This window comes from Stenotrophomonas sp. BIGb0135 (assembly GCF_024810105.1).
Classification (GTDB): Bacteria; Pseudomonadota; Gammaproteobacteria; order Xanthomonadales; family Xanthomonadaceae; genus Stenotrophomonas; species Stenotrophomonas maltophilia_AB.
This window is the reverse complement of record NZ_JANUDX010000001.1, coordinates 15149-31635: the sequence shown is the minus strand read 5'-3', so window position 1 is coordinate 31635 and position 16487 is coordinate 15149. Positions and strand designations below refer to the sequence as shown.

Below are 16487 nucleotides of genomic sequence, written 5' to 3'. Positions count from 1 at the left end.
GGAACGAAATGCAGCCACGCATGGCGTGGCTCTACGAGGTGATGCCGATCCGGTTGCGCCACCCCTATGGGCGGCCGCGCCTCACGCGTCGTGCAGCTGTACCGGCTTTTTCCAGAAGCGCCAGCGCTGGCCCTTGTCGATCTCGAAGCGTACCCCGTCCTCGAAATCCAGCACCAGCCGGCGCAGTTCGCCACGCTGCAGCGCCGACAACAACGGACGGATCGCATCGTTGCCCAACTGGTCCAGCGAGCGCAGCTGGCGCAGGTCGACCAGGGCGTCCACCTGCTGTTCGTTGTCGGCCTGCAGCCCGGCTGCCTTGGCCAAGGCCTGCAGCAGCGCCTCGCGACTGCGGACCTGGGCATGGGCGGTATGCACCGACTGCGGCAACGCGCCGCCGCCCCAGAACCACAGCGAATTGATCGCACGCTTGCCGTCGGCCACGCGCTGCTGGTTCCAGTCGTGGGTATGCAGCACCACCTGCGCTTCGGTCAGCAGGGCGCGCCATCGGCGCCCCGCATCGCCGTCGGGAAGATGCGCGAAGAGGTCGTCGCCCAGCACGTCATCGGGGCTGTGGAAGTCCGGCAGCGTGGTGCCCGGCGGCAGGCGCAGGTACCAGCGTGAGGGCACCGGCGCATCCAGGATGAACCCGAACCCGGCAAACAACGGTTGCAAGGCCGGCAGCAGCTGGGCCACGTCCTCGGCATCGGGCCGCAGCGTGTCGCCGTGGCCCATCATCCGTGCGCCCTGCATGTCCGGCACGACATTAGCCGGGTCGGCACGCAACCAGATCGCGTCCCCGGCGTCGCCGACATCCAGTTGGCGGGTCAGCGCGGCAACCGGCCACTGCGCCGGCTGCAGCTGGAAATGCCGCTGCAACTGGGCGCGTTCACCCCCGTCCACGCTGCTGCGTTCGGCACGACCGAGCGCCTTGGCCACGTCATCGGGCAAAGGCGCGGCCGGAAACCGGCTGCGCGCCGGCAGCAGCAGCGTGGCGGTGGCCATGTCAGTCCAGGTACTGGACGCTGACGATTTCGTACTCGCGCTGGCCGGCCGGTGCGTCGATGGTGACCGCATCGCCTTCCAGCTTGCCGATCAGGGCGCGCGCCAGCGGCGACGAGATCGCGATCAGGCCCAGCTTGATGTCGGCCTCCAGGTCGCCCACGATCTGGTAGCGCTTCTCTTCATCGCTTTCCACGTCCGACAGCTCCACCGTCGCGCCGAACACCACTTTGCTGCCGGCGTTGAGCTTGGTGATGTCGATGATCTCGGCATGCGAAAGCTCACCTTCCAGCTGCTTGATGCGGCCTTCGATGAAGCCCTGCTCTTCGCGCGCGGCGTGGTACTCGGCGTTCTCCTTGAGATCGCCGTGCTCGCGCGCCTCGGCGATCGCCGCGATGACCTTGGGGCGCTTGACCGACTTCAGGTGGTCAAGCTCTTCGCGCAGACGCTGCGCGCCCTTCAGGGTGATCGGTGCTCTCATGCGTTCAACTCCTTGTGCAGTTCCTGCAGCGACCAGACCGGGCCGGTACCGCGGAATTCCAGTGATTGCACCAGCGCCTTGGCGCCGGCAATGGTGGTCGAATAGGTGACGCGGTGCTGCAGCGCCTCGCGACGGATCGAGAACGAGTCGTTGATCGCCGCGCGACCTTCGGTCGTGTTGACGATATACACGATCTCGCCGTTCTTGATCGAATCGACGATGTGCGGGCGGCCTTCGACGACCTTGTTGACGATCTCGCAGTCCATGCCGTGCTGCTGCAGCCACGCACCGGTGCCACGGGTGGCGACCAGGGTGTAACCACGCTCAAGCAGGGCCTGGGCGACCGGCAGCACGCGCTGCTTGTCCGGGTCACGCACCGAGACGAAGGCCTTGCCCAGCGGCGGGGCCTTGATACCGCCGGCTTCCTGCGCGCGCGCGAAGGCGGCGCTGAAGCTGCGGCCCACGCCCATCACCTCGCCGGTGGAACGCATCTCCGGCCCGAGGATCGGATCGACGCCCTGGAACTTGGCGAACGGGAAGATCGCTTCCTTGACCGAGTAGTAATCCGGCACGATTTCCTTGGTGGCGCCCTGTTCGGCCAGGGTCTTGCCGGCCATGCAGCGCGCGGCGATCTTGGCCAGCGCCATGCCGGTGGCCTTGGACACGAACGGCACGGTGCGCGACGCACGCGGGTTCACTTCCAGCAGGTAGACGATGTCTTCGCCGTTCTCGCCGGCCTGGATGGCGAACTGGGTGTTCATCAGGCCGACCACGTTCAGGGCCTTGGCCAGCTCGACCACCTGGCGGCGCAGCTCGGCCTGCGTTTCGGCCGACAGCGAGTACGGCGGCAGCGAGCAGGACGAGTCGCCCGAATGCACGCCGGCCTCTTCGATGTGCTCCATCACGCCGCCGATCAGCACGTTGCCGTCCTTGTCGGCAATGATGTCCACGTCCACTTCCACGGCGTTGTCCAGGAAGCGGTCCAGCAGCACCGGCGAGTCGTTGGAGACCTTGACCGCGTCGCGAACGTAGCGGGCCAGATCGGATTCACCGTAGACGATTTCCATCGCACGGCCGCCCAGCACGTAGCTCGGACGCACCACCAGCGGGTAGCCGATCTCTCGGGCCAGCAGCAGGGCTTCCTGGTCGTTGCGGGCGATGCGGTTCGGCGGCTGCTTCAGGCCGAGCTTGTCCACCAGCTGCTGGAAACGCTCGCGGTCTTCAGCCAGGTCGATCGAGTCCGGCGAGGTGCCGATCACCGGCACGCCATTGGCTTCCAGCGCGCGCGCCAGCTTCAGCGGGGTCTGGCCGCCGTACTGCACGATCACGCCCTTCGGCTGTTCCAGCTCGACGATCTCCAGCACGTCTTCCAGCGTCAGCGGCTCAAAGTACAGGCGGTCGGAGGTGTCGTAATCGGTGGAGACGGTTTCCGGGTTGCAGTTGACCATGATGGTTTCAAAGCCATCCTCGCGCAGCGCGAGTGCCGCGTGCACGCAGCAGTAGTCGAACTCGATGCCCTGGCCGATGCGGTTCGGACCGCCGCCCAGGATCATGATCTTGTCGCGGTTGCTCGGCGCCGCTTCGCACTCGTCCTCGTAGGTCGAGTACAGGTAGGCGGTGCTGGTGGCGAACTCGGCCGCGCAGGAATCCACGCGCTTGTACACCGGGCGCACCTTGTGGGCACGACGCAGCGCGCGCACGGCCGCTTCGTTGGTCCCGGTCAGTTCGGCCAGGCGGGCGTCGGAGAAGCCGGCGCGCTTGAGCTTGCGCAGGCGCGCGGCGTCGAGCGCATCGATGCCCTCGGCCGCGACCTGCGCTTCGGCCTGGATGATCTCTTCGATCTGGTCCAGGAACCACGGGTCGATGTGCGACAGCGCGAACACGTCTTCCACGCTGAAACCGGCGCGGAATGCATCACCGACGAAGAACAGGCGCTCCGGGCCCGGCGCCTTGAGCTCGCGCTTGAGGGTGGTGATGTCGTCCTCGTTGGACAGGTCCAGACCGGTCGGGTCGAGGCCGATCTTGCCGGTTTCCAGGCCACGCAGGGCCTTCTGCAGCGATTCCTGGAAGGTGCGGCCCATCGCCATCACCTCGCCCACCGACTTCATCTGGGTGGTCAGGCGCGCATCGGCGGCCGGGAACTTCTCGAAGGCGAAGCGCGGGATCTTGGTGACGACGTAATCGATCGACGGTTCGAACGAGGCCGGGGTCAGGCCACCGGTGATTTCGTTCTTCAACTCGTCCAGGGTGTAACCCACCGCCAGCTTGGCGGCGACCTTGGCGATCGGGAAGCCGGTGGCCTTGGAGGCCAGCGCCGAGGAGCGCGACACGCGCGGGTTCATCTCGATCACCACCACGCGGCCGGTGGTCGGGCTGATGCCGAACTGCACGTTGGAGCCGCCGGTATCCACGCCGATCTTGCGCAGCACGGCAATGGAGGCATCGCGCAGGCGCTGGTATTCCTTGTCGGTCAGGGTCTGCGCCGGGGCCACGGTGATCGAGTCACCGGTGTGCACGCCCATCGGGTCCAGGTTCTCGATCGAGCAGACGATGATGCAGTTGTCGGCGGTGTCGCGCACCACCTCCATCTCGAACTCCTTCCAGCCCAGCACCGACTCTTCCACCAGCACTTCGGTGGTCGGCGACAGTTCCAGGCCGCGGGTCACGATGTCGACCAGCTCTTCGCGGTTGTAGGCGATGCCGCCACCGCTGCCGCCCAGGGTGAAGCTGGGGCGGATGATGGTCGGATAGCCGACGCGGGTCTGGATCTCGATCGCTTCTTCAAGCGTGTGCGCCACCGCCGCCGACGGGCATTCCAGGCCGATCTCGCCCATCGCCACGCGGAACAGCTCGCGGTCTTCGGCCATGCGGATCGCGTCGCGCTTGGCGCCGATCAGTTCGACGTTGTACTTCTCCAGCACGCCGTTGTCGGCCAGGTCCAGCGCGCAGTTCAGCGCGGTCTGGCCCCCCATGGTCGGCAGCAGGGCGTCGGGCTTTTCCTTGGCGATGATCTTCTCGACCGTCTGCCAGTTGATCGGCTCGATGTAGACCGCGTCGGCCATCTCCGGGTCGGTCATGATCGTGGCCGGATTGCTGTTGACCAGCACCACGCGGTAGCCCTCGTCACGCAGCGCCTTGCAGGCCTGCGCGCCGGAGTAATCGAACTCACAGGCCTGGCCGATGACGATCGGGCCAGCACCGATGATGAGGATGGTTTTAAGGTCAGTGCGCTTGGGCATTGTCTTCTCTAAGTCAGTACAGCGTGTCGGGGTGATCGCACGCTGTCGATCAGGAAACTTCCGGGGTGCAGCGCCGCGCCGAAGGCGGCGGCAGTGCAGGACGTCGCGATCCGTCGCGATGCCGCCGGGCTCGCCGGCGGCGACGCGTCAGGCCTTGGCCTGCGCCATCAGGTCCACGAAACGGTCGAACAGCGGGCTGACGTCGTGCGGGCCCGGCGAGGCTTCCGGGTGGCCCTGGAAGGAGAACGCCGGCACGTCGGTGCGCGCGATGCCCTGGTTGGTGCCATCGAACAGCGAGCGGTGGGTGACCCGCAGGGTCGCCGGCAGCGTGGCTTCATCCACCGCGAACCCGTGGTTCTGCGAGGTGATCATCACCCGGCCATCGTCCAGGTCCTGCACCGGGTGGTTGGCACCGTGGTGGCCGTGGCCCATCTTGACCGTCTTGGCACCCGAGGCCAGCGCCAGCAACTGGTGGCCCAGGCAGATGCCGAACACCGGCAGCTTCTTGTCCAGGAACACCTTGATCGCCTCGATCGCGTAGTCGCACGGTTCCGGATCGCCCGGGCCGTTGGACAGGAACACGCCGTCCGGGTTCATTGCCAGCACCTCGGCGGCCGGGGTCTGCGCCGGCACCACGGTGATCTCGCAGCCGCGCTCGGCCAGCATGCGCAGGATGTTGAGCTTGGCGCCGAAATCGTAGGCCACCACCTTGAACCTCGGCGCAGCGCTGACGAACTCGTTGCTGTCCAGGTCCAGCTGGCCTTCGGTCCAGGGGTAGGCCTTGTCGGTGCTTACCACCTTGGCCAGGTCCATGCCCTTCAGGCCCGGGAACTTGCGTGCCGCTTCCAGTGCCGTCTCCACGTTGAGGCCGTCACCGGCCATCAGCGCACCGTTCTGCGCGCCGCGCTCGCGCAGGATGCGGGTCAGCTTGCGGGTATCGATGCCGGAAATGGCGACCACGCCACGCTGCAGCAGCCAGTCCTGCAGCGACACCTGGCTGCGCCAGTTGCTGGGACGGCGCGGCACGTCGCGCACGATCAGACCGGCCGACCAGACCTTGTGGGCCTCGTCGTCCTGGTCGGTCATGCCGGTGTTGCCGATATGCGGGTAGGTCAGCGTGACCATCTGCCGGGCGTAGGAAGGGTCAGTCAGCACTTCCTGGTAACCGGTCAGCGCGGTGTTGAACACCACCTCACCGACGGACAGGCCGGGCGCGCCTACGGATTCGCCCTCGAATACGGTGCCGTCTTCGAGGACGAGGATTGCGGCTTGGGTCACGGAATTCTCACTTTGGCTACCGATGGGGTCACCGAAGTCACGCCTGCGCTTCACGAAAAAGCGGCTGCAAAAAAGCGCGGACGGCGGTGCGGGACCGGTCCGGCTGTCGTGATTCGGCGAGCGGGAATTGTAAAGGCAAGGGGCCTGCGATGCCAGCGTTTACATGCATGCGCTGACGTACGGCGATGCCGGGCCCGCCCTCGGTTCAGGCTGGCCCGGGCCTGTTCAGCCTGGCCCGACCCGCCGATCCCGCGCACTGGCGGCGATCGACGGTGGCCTGTGCCGGGAGCGGCTCAGCCGGCGCTGGCGGGCGCCGGGCCGGCCAACAGGTCACGCACCCGGTAGCTGCCGGGCGCCCGCCCATTCAGCTGGCGCGCGGCGAACAGCGCGCCACGGGCGAAGATGTCCCGGTTGGTGGCCCGGTGGGTCAGCTCGATGCGCTCGCCCAGCCCGGTGAACTGGACCAGGTGCTCGCCGACGATGTCACCGGCACGCAGGCTGGCGTAGTGCGGCTCGGCCCCGCCCTTCTGCGCGGCCGCGCCCAGGGTGAGCGCGGTGCCCGACGGCGCGTCCTGCTTGTGCACGTGGTGCGATTCAACGATGTCGCAGTCCCAGCCCGCCAGCGCCGACGCGGCGCGCTCGACCAGCTCGTCCAGCACCGCCACCCCCAGGCTGAAATTGGAGGCCCACACCAGCGGGATGCCGGTGGCCGCCTGGATCAGCGCCTGACGCTGCTGTTCGCTGATGCCGGTGGTGCCCGACACCAGCCCGGCCTGGCGCTCCACGCACAGCGCCAGCACCGGGTCGAAACCTTCGGGCAGGCTGAAATCGATCGCCACGTCGAACGGCGGCGCGCCGGCCAGCTCGCTGGCGGCGAAGTGCGGCACGCCGTCGATCACGCGCTGTACCGGCGAGCGCCGGGTCACCGCGGCGACGACCTGCAGGTCGGGATGGTCGGCGGCCAGGCGCAGCAGGGCCTGGCCCATGCGTCCGGAGGCACCGTGGATGAGCAGGCGAAGAGGTGTGTTGGTCATGCGCGCAGGCTAGCGGGTGGCGGCAAGCCTGCACAAGGGGAAAAACGCCACCGCCATGCAGGCAGGCGCCCGGCCGGGGCGCGATGTCGCTTGCTACCCTGTGCGCCCCCTCCTTGCCGCCGGTCCGCCATGCAGCTTTCCCAGCAACTCGTCCTCGTCACCGGCGGCGCCCGCGGCCTCGGCCAGCACCTGGTACGCGCCTTTGCGCGCGAAGGCGCGCAGGTGCTGGTCAACTACCTGCACAGCGCCGACGCCGCCAGCGCACTGGCCGCCGACCTGGGCCCGGCCGCGCTCGCGGTGCGCGCCGATGTCACCGACCCCGCGCAGGTACAGGCGATGTTCGCGCAGGCCCGCGCGCACTTCGGTCGCGAGGTCACCAGCGTGGTCAACAACGCGCTGGCCGCCTTCTCGTTCAACGGCGACGCCCGCGCCCAGGCCGATGCGATCGGCTGGCAGGCATTCAACGCGCAGTTCCAAGGCAGCGTGCGCGGCGCGTTGAACACCGTGCAGGCCGCCCTGCCCGGCATGCGCGCGCAGCGCTTCGGGCGCGTGATCAACATTGGCACCAACCTGTTCCAGAACCCGGTGGTGCCCTACCACGACTACACCGCGGCCAAGGCCGCGCTGCTGTCGCTCACCCGCACCCTGGCTGGCGACCTCGGCCCGGACGGGATCACCGTGAACATGCTGTCCGGCGGCCTGCTGCGCAGCACCGATGCCAGTGCGGCCACGCCGGAGGCGGTATTCGACTACATCGCGGCCAACACACCGCTGCGCAGCGTGACCACCCCGGCCGAGTTCGCCGATGCCGCCCTGTTCTTCGCCTCGCCCTGGTCGCGCGCGGTCACCGGGCAGAACCTGGTGGTGGACGGCGGCCTGGTGCGCGACTGATGCGCATCTCCGAGGTGGCGCGGCGCAGTGGCGCCAGCCAGAAGGCCATCCGCCTGTACGAGGCGCGCGGGCTGCTGGCCACGGTGGCGCGGATCAACCGCTACCGCGACTACAGCGAGCAGGATCTCAACCTGGTGCTGCTGATCCGGCAGGCCCTTGCGCTGGGCTTCCGGCTGGCCGACGTGGCCGCGCTGCGGCGCGCCGATGGCGGCATCGACTGGTTGCGCGTGCAGGCGCTGTTGGCGCAGCGGCAGCAGGCGGTGCGCGCGGACATGCAGCGCCTGCAGCAACTGGATGCCGCGCTGACACAGCTTCGCGCCGAGGTGGTCGTGCTGATCGGCCACGGCGACACCGGGCCGCTGGATGCGTGCATGGCCAGCGGTAACTGCCTGGCCGCTTGACTCTGCCCCATGGGGCAGACCGTAGGCTGCGTGCTCCCCTCACGAGCGCCCCCATGTCCCGTTCGATCGTTATCCTGCTTGGCCACCCCGACCGCGACAGCCTGTGCGGGGCCCTGGCCGAGCGCTACCGACAGGCCGCGCAGGCCGCCGGCCACCCCGTGCAGCTGTTCGCGCTCGGCGAACTCGCCTTCGACCCGATCCTGCGCCATGGCTACCGCCAGATCCAGCCGCTGGAGCCGGCCCTGCAGCAGGTCAACGCCGCCATCGCGGAGTGCCAGCACCTGGTGCTGGTCTACCCGACCTGGTGGGGCGGCATGCCGGCCCTGCTGAAGGGCTTCTTCGACCGCGCCTTCCTGCCTGGCATGGCGTTCCGCTACCGCAAGGATTCGGTGTGGTGGGACCGGCTCCTGGCCGGACGCAGCGCGCGGGTGATCACCACGCTGGACACCCCGCCCTGGTACTACCGCTGGGTGTACCGGATGCCGGGGCACCAGCAGATCCGGCGCACCATCCTGGAGTTCTGCGGGATCAAGCCGGTGCGGATCACCGGGCTCGGCCCGGTGCGCAACAGCACCCCGGCGCAGCGGGATGCGTGGCTGCTACACGCCGAGCAACTGGGCCGCCAGGCCAGGTGAAATGGAGGGGGTAGAGCCACGCCATGCGGGGCTGCCCTTGGTTCCGGCGTGCGGACGCCTGCCAGCCACGCATGGCGTGGCTCTCCGGTGATGGTGCGTCGGCTTGTGCCAGCCACGCATGGCGTGGCTCTACGGGCGATGGCGCGACGGGTGCGCCGGCTCAATGCTGTTTGGGCGGGGTCGGGCCGCAGCTGTCGCAGCCGCCGCAGGCCCCGCCATTGCCGCTGGCCGGCGGTGCGATCCTGCGCCCCAACGCCTGCTGCCAGGCGGCGCGCTGCGGCTTGACCAGCACCAGCGCGATCGCACCGCGGATTCTGCGCACCACGCCGGGGAACTGCTTCTTCATCACCACCCACGCGCTGACCAGCACGGCCAGCGCGATCACGGCGTACTGCAGCAGCAGGCCGGCGTCCATCAGCCGCCGCCCAGTGCCACGGTCACCTGGTAGGTGACCAGCGAGGCGATGTAGGCGGCCGCGAACAGGTAGAAGGTGGCAAAGCCCATCTGCTTCCACGAGTTGGTTTCGCGCTTGATCGTGGCCAGCGTGGAAATGCACATCGGCGCGTAGATGTACCAGACCAGCAGCGACAGCGCGGTGGCCAGCGACCAGCCATCGCTGATCAGCGGGGTCAGCGCCTGGCTGGCGGCGTCATCATCGGCAGCCGACAGCGCATACACCGTGGCCAGCGACGCCACGGCCACTTCACGCGCGGCCAGGCCCGGGATCAGGGCGATGCAGATCTGCCAGTTGAAGCCCAGCGGCGCGAAGAATACCGCCATCGCGTGCCCGATCTGGCCGGCGAAGCTGTAGTCGATCGCCGGCATCGTCGCGTTCTCCGGTGCCCCCGGGAACGACAGCAGCACCCACAACAGGATGGTCAGCGCCAGGATGATGCCACCCACGCGCTTGAGGAAGATCATGCCGCGCTCGTACAGCCCCACCGCCAGGTCGCGCGGGTGCGGAATGCGGTAGGACGGCAGCTCCAGCATCAACGGGTGCTCGCTCTTGTCGCGACGCCACTTCTTCATGGACCAGGACATCAGCAGCGCGCTGACGATGCCGGCCGCGTACAAGCCGAACAGGACCAACCCCTGTTGGTTGAACACGCCCCAGACCTGCTTCTGCGGGATGAACGCACCGATCAGCAGCGCATACACCGGCAGGCGCGCCGAACAGGTCATCAAGGGGGCCACCAGGATCGTGGCCAGGCGATCCCGCGGGTCCTGGATGCTGCGGGTGGACATGATGCCCGGCACGGCACAGGCGAAGCTGGACAGCAGCGGGATGAACGAGCGCCCGGACAGGCCGGCCGCCGCCATCATCCGATCCAGCAGGAACGCGGCCCGCGGCAGGTATCCCGATTCCTCCAGCGCCAGGATGAAGGCGAACAGGATCAGGATCTGCGGCAGGAAGATGATCACCCCGCCCACGCCGGCAATGATGCCGTCGGTCAGCAGGCTGTTGAGCGGCCCTTCCGGCAGCGCGCCACCGACCCACTCGCCCAGCGCCCCGGTACCGGCCTCGATCAGGTCCATCACCGGCGTGGCCCAGGCATAGACCGCCTGGAAGATCAGGAACATCACCACTGCGAGGGTCAACAGCCCGAACACCGGGTGCAGCAGCCATCGGTCCAGCGCATCGTCCACCTTCGCGGTGCGCGTGGGCATGCTCACCGCGGCGGCCAGGATGGCGCGCACCTGGGCGTGGTAGTCCCGGTCTTCGGCCGGTGCCGCCACCGGCGCCTGCAGGTGCGGCACCATGCCGTCCAGCCGTTCGACCAGCGCCTGGGCGCCATTGCGGCGCACGGCCACGGTTTCCACCACCGGCACGCCCAGCGCCTGTTCCAGGGCCTGCACGTCGATCTTGATGCCACGGCGCTGGGCGGCGTCGACCATGTTGAGCGCCACGATCATCGGCTTGCCCAGCTCGCGCAGCTCCAGCGCGAAGCGCAGGTGCAGGCGCAGGTTGGTCGCGTCGATCACGCACAGCAGCACGTCCGGCGCGGCCTCGCCCGGGTAGAAGCCCCGGCACAGGTCGCGGGTGATCGCCTCGTCCAGGCTGGCGGGCTGCAGGCTGTAGGCACCCGGCAGGTCGAGCACGGCAAACTCGCGCCCGGACGGCGCGCGCAGGCGGCCTTCCTTGCGCTCCACGGTCACGCCGGTGTAATTGGCCACCTTCTGGCGGCTGCCGGTCAGCTGGTTGAACAGCGCGGTCTTGCCGCTGTTGGGGTTACCCACCAGCGCCACGCGCAGGGCGGCGGTCGCGGCGCTCATGCGCGCGCCTCCCCGCCCGGCAGCGCGGTCACCACGATGCGCGACGCCTCACTGCGGCGCAGGGCGAAGCGCGTGAACCCGACCTGCACCAGCAGCGGCTCGGCGCCGACCGGACCACGGGCTACCAGACGCACTTCTTCCCCTTCGACGAAGCCAAGCTCCTTCAGACGGCGGGCGATCGCATCGTTTGCGTGTAGTTCCTGCACGGACGCCACCAGGGCGGAGTCGTACAGCGCCAGATCGGACAACGTCACGGAGCGCCTTCTCGATGATAGGAATGGTTATCAATTCTACCATCGCCGCGCCGCGTCATTGCCCGTGACCAATGGCCCGCTATGATCCGTACATGTATGGACCGACCGCAGACCCCCATGAGTGATGCATTAAGGATAGAACGCAGCGCCTCGGTGCTGACCCTGTGGCTGAACCGCCCCACCCTGCACAACGCCTTCGATGCGGCCCTGATCGCCCAGCTCACCGCGGCGCTGGACGCCGCCGGCCGCGACGAGCAGGTGCGTGCCGTGGTGCTGGCCGGCCAGGGCGCTTCGTTCTCGGCGGGCGCGGACATGCAGTGGATGCGCGGCATGGCCGCCGCCAGCGAAGAGGCCAACCGCCAGGATTCGCTGGCCCTGGCGCAGTTGATGCGCACGCTGGACGAGCTGCCCAAGCCGACCATCGCGCGGGTGCACGGCGCCGCCTTCGGTGGCGGGGTCGGCCTGGTGGCCTGCTGCGACATCGCCATCGCCAGCACCACGGCCCGGTTCGGCCTGACCGAAAGCCGGCTGGGGCTGCTGCCGGCGGTGATCTCCCCGTACGTGATCGACGCCATCGGCCCCCGCCAGGCACGGCGCTGGTTCGCCACCGGCGAGCACTTCGACGCCGACACCGCCTTGCGGATCGGGCTGGTCCACCAGCTGATCGAACCTGAACGCATCGACGAGGCCGTGCAACGCCAGCTCGGCCTGCTGGACAAGGCCGGCCCGATCGCCTCGGCCCTGGCCAAGGACCTGGTGCGTCGGGTCAGCGCGGGCCGCGACCGCGATGCGCTGGACCGCGACAATGCCGCGCTGATCGCGCGGCTGCGGGTCTCGGCCGAGGGCCAGGAGGGCCTCGGCGCCTTCCTGGACAAGCGCGCCCCGCATTGGGTTACCCAGGACTGAGGACTCGGACATGCTTGACCATATCGGTATCCGCTGCGCCGACTTCACGCGCAGCCTGGCCTTCTTCCAGCAGGCCCTGGCGCCACTCGGCATCACGGTGGTGATGCAGGTCGGCGCCGAACAGACCGGCGCGCACGACCACGCCGGCTTCGGCCGCACCTGCAAGCCGGACTTCTGGATCGGCAATGCGCCCGGCGCCCATGGCGGCGTCCACGTCGCCTTCAGTGCCGACAGCCGCGCCGAAGTGGATGCCTTCCATGCCGCGGCGCTGGCCGCCGGTGGCCGCGACAACGGCGCCCCGGGCATCCGCGAGTATTACCACCCCGACTATTACGGGGCCTTCGTCCTCGATCCGGACGGCAACAACATCGAAGCGGTCTGCCACCGCCCGGGCTGACGCCCGGCGGTCGCCCCCGACGACCGCGTGCGCCTGGCGCAGGATGGCCGCTTTGTCGCCCATCCCGCGTATCCCCCTTTCGTGGCCCGCCGGGGACCGTGGGCCACCCTCCTTTCCCTGGTATCCCTGTGACCCCAACCCCGCCCCTTACGCAGCCTGCTGTGCGCCATCCCGTTCGCCGGGAGGCCTGCCATGGATGACACCTTCGTCCGCATCGTCGAGGTGGGCCCGCGCGATGGCCTGCAGAACGAGGCCCAGCCGGTGGCCACCGCCGACAAGATCGAGCTGATCCGGCAGCTGTCGCTGACCGGCCTGCGCACCATCGAGGCGACCAGCTTCGTCAGCCCGCGCTGGGTGCCGCAACTGGCCGACGCCGCCGAGGTCTACGCCGGGATCGAGCGCCGGCCCGGCATCGCCTACCCGGTGCTGGTGCCCAACGAGCAGGGCTATGACCGGGCGCGCGCCGTGGGCGTGCAGGAAGTGGCGGTGTTCACCGCCGCCTCGGAAACCTTCAACCGCACCAACACCAACGCCGGCATCGACGAATCGCTGGCGCGCTTTGCTCCGATCCTCGAACGCGCCAGGGCCGATGGGGTGAAGGTGCGCGGCTATGTCTCCACTGTGCTCGGCTGCCCCTACCAGGGCGAGGTGCCGGTCAGCGAGGTGGTGCGGGTGGCGCGCGCGCTGCACGCGATGGGCTGTTACGAAATTTCGCTGGGCGACACCATCGGCGTGGGCACGCCGCGCAAGGCGCGCGCGATGCTGCACGCCGTGGCCGCCGAAGTGCCGGTGGCCGCGCTGGCGGTGCACTTCCACGATACCTACGGGCAGGCGCTGGCCAACATCGACGCGTGCCTGGAGGAAGGCGTGCGCGTGGTGGATTCGGCGGTGTCCGGCGCGGGCGGCTGCCCCTACGCCAAGGGGGCCAGCGGCAACGTCGCCAGCGAGGACGTGGTGTACCTGCTGCACGGCATCGGCATGCGCACCGGCATCGACCTGCCGGCGCTGGCCACGACCGGCCGCTGGCTGGCCGCGCGGCTCGGCCGCGAGACCGGCAGCAAGGCCGGCAAGGCGCTGGCGGCCACATGAGTCGCCGCGGCCCGCGCCGGAACGTTGCGGTCGGTGACCACCTCACCGCCCACGTCCACGCGCTGGCCGCCATGGACCAGGCGCTCGCACGCATCCCCGGCGAGGCCGACCTGCGGACCCTGCTGCGCGATGTGCAGCAGGCGCTGCAGGAAGCGATGGACGAGCGCCAGCTGGCACTGCGCCGCTACGCCGCGCTGTTCGATGCGGTGCCCGACCCGGTCAGCATCCTCAGCGAAACCGGCGTGGTGCTGGACCTCAACAAGGCCGGCGTGCGCGCCTACGGCCGCCCGCGCGAGGACATCGTCGGGCAGCCGATCGAACTGCTCAACCCGGACCTGCCCAGCGACCACCTCGACCCGGTGTGGGAGGCGCTGCGGCGCGATGAGACCTACGTCATCGAGGTCACCAACATGCGCGGCGACGGCAGCCGCTTCCCGGTGGAGGTGCACTCGGCGGGTTTCGAGCACCAGGGCGAGCACTGCATCGTGGCGGTGGCGCGCGACCTCAGCAGCCGCTGGCAGGCCGAATCGCGCTACCGGTTGCTGATGGAGTCGATCGACAAGGGCGTGGTCCTGTTCGACGCCCACCTGCGCGTGGTCTCGGCCAACCCCGCCGCGCATCGCATCCTCGGCACCGCCGGCAACGGCGGCAGCCTGCAGGCGATGCTGGCCCCGGATGACTGGATCTGCGTGGACGAACACGGCCACCCGCTCACCCGCGAGCAATGGCCGGCGGCGGTATCGCTGCGCACCGGGCGGATCATCCGCAGCACCATCGTCGGGCTGTACCACCGCCCGCGCGGCCGGATGATCTGGATCTCCACCACCAACGTGCCGGTGTTTGGCACCGGCCGCGATTGTCCGGACCATGTGTTCGGCATGTTCAGCGACATCACCGAACTCAAGCGCACCAACGCGCTGTTCGACCGCGCCCAGTCGCTGGCGCACATCGGCGGCTGGGAATGGGACCGCGGCCTGCAGCGGCTGTATCTCACCGACGAGGCCAACCGCATCCTCGGCCAGGCGCTGCCGCTGCACGACATGGCCCACCTGCTGGAATGCCTGCGCGTGGACGACCGCTCGCAGCTGCAGCAGGCGCTGCTGGACGTGATCGACAAGCAGGCCCCGTTCGAGCTGGAACTGCAGGGCCAGCGCAGTGACGGCCATTCGTTCTGGGTGCGGATGATCGGTGAGGCCGAGGCCGGCGACGTCGACGCCGCGCGCATCGCCGGCACCGTGCAGGACATCACCGCGCGCAAGCAGGCCGAGGAAACCCTGCGCATCCAGGCCCGTACCGACCCGCTCACCGGCATCATGAACCGCGATGCGGTACTCAACGACCTGTCCACGCGCATGGCCAACCCCACCCATTGCCGGGTGGCCGTGCTGTACATCGACCTGGACCGGTTCAAGACGGTCAATGACCTGCTCGGCCACAACGCCGGCGACGAACTGCTGATCGACGCCACCCGCCGCATCGCCACCGCGATCGGTACCGAAGGGCTGCTGGCGCGGTTTGGCGGCGACGAGTTCCTGGTGGTCTGCGACACCCGCGACCAGGCCGACCAGCCCGAGCGCCTGGCCGAGGCGATCACCCGTGGCTTCAGCACCCCGTTCCGCTTCGGCAGCGACGAGTTCGCGGTCACCACCAGCATCGGCATCGCGCGTGCCCCGCAGGATGGGCTGCGCCCGCAGCAGCTGATCCAGAACGCGGACATCGCCATGTACGACTGCAAGCGGCGCACCCGCAACGGCTGGCAGGTGTTCTCCCCGGAGCTGGCGCAGCGCCAGCACGACCGCCTGCAGATCGAAAGCCGCCTGCACCGGGCCCTGGACGACGACGAGTTCCACCTGGTCTACCAGCCGCAGGTGAACCTGCATGACGGCCGCATGGTGGCGGCCGAGGCCCTGATCCGCTGGCGCAATTCGCAGCTCGGCGAGCTGCGGCCGGACATCTTCATCGGCCATGCCGAGAGCACCGGCGACATCGTCCGGATCGGGCTGTGGGTGCTGCGCGAGGCCTGCCGCCAGATCCGCGCCTGGCAGGACGCCGGGCTGGGCATCGTGCGGGTGGCGGTGAACGTGTCCTACCGCCAGTTCGTCGGCGAGGACCTGGCCCGCAACGTGCGCCAGGTGCTGGACGAGTTCGGCCTGCCCGGCAGCGCGCTGGAACTGGAGTTCACCGAGCGGGTGCTGATCGAGGACGCCCCGGACACCCTGCAGACCTTTGCCCGCCTGCGCGAGATGGGCGTGCTGCTCACCATCGACGACTTCGGCGAGGGCTACAGCGCGCTGAACTACCTGCGTCGTCTGCCGATCCACGGGCTCAAGCTCAGCCAGCTCTTCGTCGAAGGCGTGCCCGGCAACCGCTCCGATGAAGCGGTCTGCGAGGCGGTCTGCGGCATCGCGCGCAGCCTGGGCCTGGGGCTGGTGGCCGAGGGCATCGAGTCGGAGCCGCAGCGGCGTTTCCTGCAGGCCCTCGGGGTGTCGGTGGGCCAGGGCTTCCTGTTCGCTCCGGGGCTGCCGGCCGACGAATTCGCACGGCGGCTGGTCCACCACCACTGAGCGCGCGCGCACTGCACAACGGCGGCGGCGCCGGCTTCCGCTAGA

Annotated in this window: 15 protein-coding genes; 7 read left to right on the top strand and 8 right to left on the bottom strand. The window is 69.1% G+C overall.

Translation table 11 applies throughout. The annotated features are described in order from the left end of the window. Positions 1-81: 81 nt before the first annotated feature. From M2421_RS00145 to dapB, 5 genes are all read right to left on the bottom strand, one after another. Positions 82-1002 (bottom strand): phosphoglycerate mutase, encoded by a 921-nt coding sequence (locus M2421_RS00145; RefSeq protein WP_259202466.1) that lies wholly within the window; start codon positions 1000-1002, stop codon positions 82-84. Between the two features lies 1 nt (position 1003). Continuing rightward, on the bottom strand, positions 1004-1468 hold the full coding sequence (greA, locus tag M2421_RS00140; protein WP_026069738.1) for a transcription elongation factor GreA: 465 nt from the start codon (positions 1466-1468) through the stop codon (positions 1004-1006). 8 nt (positions 1469-1476) lie between these two features. Beyond that, positions 1477-4719 (bottom strand): carbamoyl-phosphate synthase large subunit, encoded by a 3243-nt coding sequence (gene carB / locus M2421_RS00135; protein WP_259202465.1) that lies wholly within the window; start codon positions 4717-4719, stop codon positions 1477-1479. Between the two features lie 147 nt (positions 4720-4866). Further along, complete coding sequence (carA, locus tag M2421_RS00130; RefSeq protein ID WP_259202464.1) at positions 4867-5997, bottom strand: glutamine-hydrolyzing carbamoyl-phosphate synthase small subunit; 1131 nt, start codon at positions 5995-5997, stop codon at positions 4867-4869. 293 nt (positions 5998-6290) lie between these two features. Next, positions 6291-7031, bottom strand: a complete 741-nt coding sequence (dapB, locus tag M2421_RS00125; protein WP_259202462.1) for a 4-hydroxy-tetrahydrodipicolinate reductase — start codon at positions 7029-7031, stop codon at positions 6291-6293. A gap of 129 nt (positions 7032-7160) precedes the next feature. Between dapB and M2421_RS00120 the strand changes: the two genes are divergently transcribed. The 3 genes from M2421_RS00120 to M2421_RS00110 are packed head-to-tail and all read left to right on the top strand — an operon-like array spanning position 7161 to position 8958. After that, positions 7161-7922, top strand: coding sequence for a 3-oxoacyl-ACP reductase (locus tag M2421_RS00120; RefSeq protein ID WP_259202461.1), 762 nt, complete (start codon positions 7161-7163; stop codon positions 7920-7922). Continuing rightward, the gene (locus tag M2421_RS00115; RefSeq protein WP_259202458.1) at positions 7922-8323 is read left to right on the top strand and encodes a MerR family transcriptional regulator; all 402 of its coding nucleotides are present in this window, start codon (positions 7922-7924) and stop codon (positions 8321-8323) included. Before M2421_RS00120 ends, M2421_RS00115 begins: the two co-directional genes overlap by 1 nt. A gap of 53 nt (positions 8324-8376) precedes the next feature. Beyond that, positions 8377-8958, top strand: coding sequence for an NAD(P)H-dependent oxidoreductase (locus M2421_RS00110; protein WP_259202457.1), 582 nt, complete (start codon positions 8377-8379; stop codon positions 8956-8958). A gap of 160 nt (positions 8959-9118) precedes the next feature. On the opposite strand, the gene M2421_RS00105 is transcribed toward M2421_RS00110, so the two are convergent. The 3 genes from M2421_RS00105 to M2421_RS00095 are packed head-to-tail and all read right to left on the bottom strand — an operon-like array spanning position 9119 to position 11486. Next, positions 9119-9373, bottom strand: a complete 255-nt coding sequence (locus tag M2421_RS00105; RefSeq protein ID WP_259202456.1) for a DUF6587 family protein — start codon at positions 9371-9373, stop codon at positions 9119-9121. Beyond that, positions 9373-11232, bottom strand: coding sequence for a ferrous iron transport protein B (gene feoB / locus M2421_RS00100; RefSeq protein WP_259202455.1), 1860 nt, complete (start codon positions 11230-11232; stop codon positions 9373-9375). The genes M2421_RS00105 and feoB overlap by 1 nt, the downstream gene beginning before the upstream one ends. Continuing rightward, a complete protein-coding gene (locus M2421_RS00095) occupies positions 11229-11486 on the bottom strand; it encodes a FeoA family protein (protein ID WP_259202454.1) in 258 nt (85 codons plus the stop codon). Before M2421_RS00095 ends, feoB begins: the two co-directional genes overlap by 4 nt. A 117-nt stretch (positions 11487-11603) precedes the next feature. On the opposite strand from M2421_RS00095, the gene M2421_RS00090 reads away from it, so the two are divergent. The 4 genes from M2421_RS00090 (at position 11604) to M2421_RS00075 (ending at position 16442) form a co-directional block, all read left to right on the top strand. Beyond that, positions 11604-12392, top strand: a complete 789-nt coding sequence (locus M2421_RS00090; protein WP_259202453.1) for an enoyl-CoA hydratase-related protein — start codon at positions 11604-11606, stop codon at positions 12390-12392. 10 nt (positions 12393-12402) lie between these two features. Beyond that, a complete protein-coding gene (locus M2421_RS00085) occupies positions 12403-12789 on the top strand; it encodes a VOC family protein (RefSeq protein WP_259202452.1) in 387 nt (128 codons plus the stop codon). A gap of 192 nt (positions 12790-12981) precedes the next feature. Beyond that, positions 12982-13878: a hydroxymethylglutaryl-CoA lyase gene (locus tag M2421_RS00080; RefSeq protein WP_259202451.1), complete on the top strand. Its 897-nt coding sequence runs from the start codon at positions 12982-12984 to the stop codon at positions 13876-13878. After that, entirely contained in the window at positions 13875-16442 is a 2568-nt protein-coding gene (locus M2421_RS00075; protein ID WP_259202450.1) for an EAL domain-containing protein, read from the top strand. Before M2421_RS00080 ends, M2421_RS00075 begins: the two co-directional genes overlap by 4 nt. Positions 16443-16487: the final 45 nt, after the last annotated feature.

Excerpts from the sequence above, each read along its gene's own strand:
- M2421_RS00105 (WP_259202456.1), bottom strand. The coding sequence starts at position 9,373 with ATGGACGCCGGCCTGCTGCTGCAGTACGCCGTGATCGCGCTGGCCGTG.
- M2421_RS00075 (WP_259202450.1), top strand. The coding sequence starts at position 13,875 with ATGAGTCGCCGCGGCCCGCGCCGGAACGTTGCGGTCGGTGACCACCTC.
- M2421_RS00145 (WP_259202466.1), bottom strand. The coding sequence starts at position 1,002 with ATGGCCACCGCCACGCTGCTGCTGCCGGCGCGCAGCCGGTTTCCGGCC.
- M2421_RS00110 (WP_259202457.1), top strand. The coding sequence starts at position 8,377 with ATGTCCCGTTCGATCGTTATCCTGCTTGGCCACCCCGACCGCGACAGC.
- M2421_RS00085 (WP_259202452.1), top strand. The coding sequence starts at position 12,403 with ATGCTTGACCATATCGGTATCCGCTGCGCCGACTTCACGCGCAGCCTG.
- M2421_RS00120 (WP_259202461.1), top strand. The coding sequence starts at position 7,161 with ATGCAGCTTTCCCAGCAACTCGTCCTCGTCACCGGCGGCGCCCGCGGC.
- M2421_RS00080 (WP_259202451.1), top strand. The coding sequence starts at position 12,982 with ATGGATGACACCTTCGTCCGCATCGTCGAGGTGGGCCCGCGCGATGGC.
- M2421_RS00090 (WP_259202453.1), top strand. The coding sequence starts at position 11,604 with ATGAGTGATGCATTAAGGATAGAACGCAGCGCCTCGGTGCTGACCCTG.
- M2421_RS00115 (WP_259202458.1), top strand. The coding sequence starts at position 7,922 with ATGCGCATCTCCGAGGTGGCGCGGCGCAGTGGCGCCAGCCAGAAGGCC.
- feoB (WP_259202455.1), bottom strand. The coding sequence starts at position 11,232 with ATGAGCGCCGCGACCGCCGCCCTGCGCGTGGCGCTGGTGGGTAACCCC.
- carB (WP_259202465.1), bottom strand. The coding sequence starts at position 4,719 with ATGCCCAAGCGCACTGACCTTAAAACCATCCTCATCATCGGTGCTGGC.
- dapB (WP_259202462.1), bottom strand. The coding sequence starts at position 7,031 with ATGACCAACACACCTCTTCGCCTGCTCATCCACGGTGCCTCCGGACGC.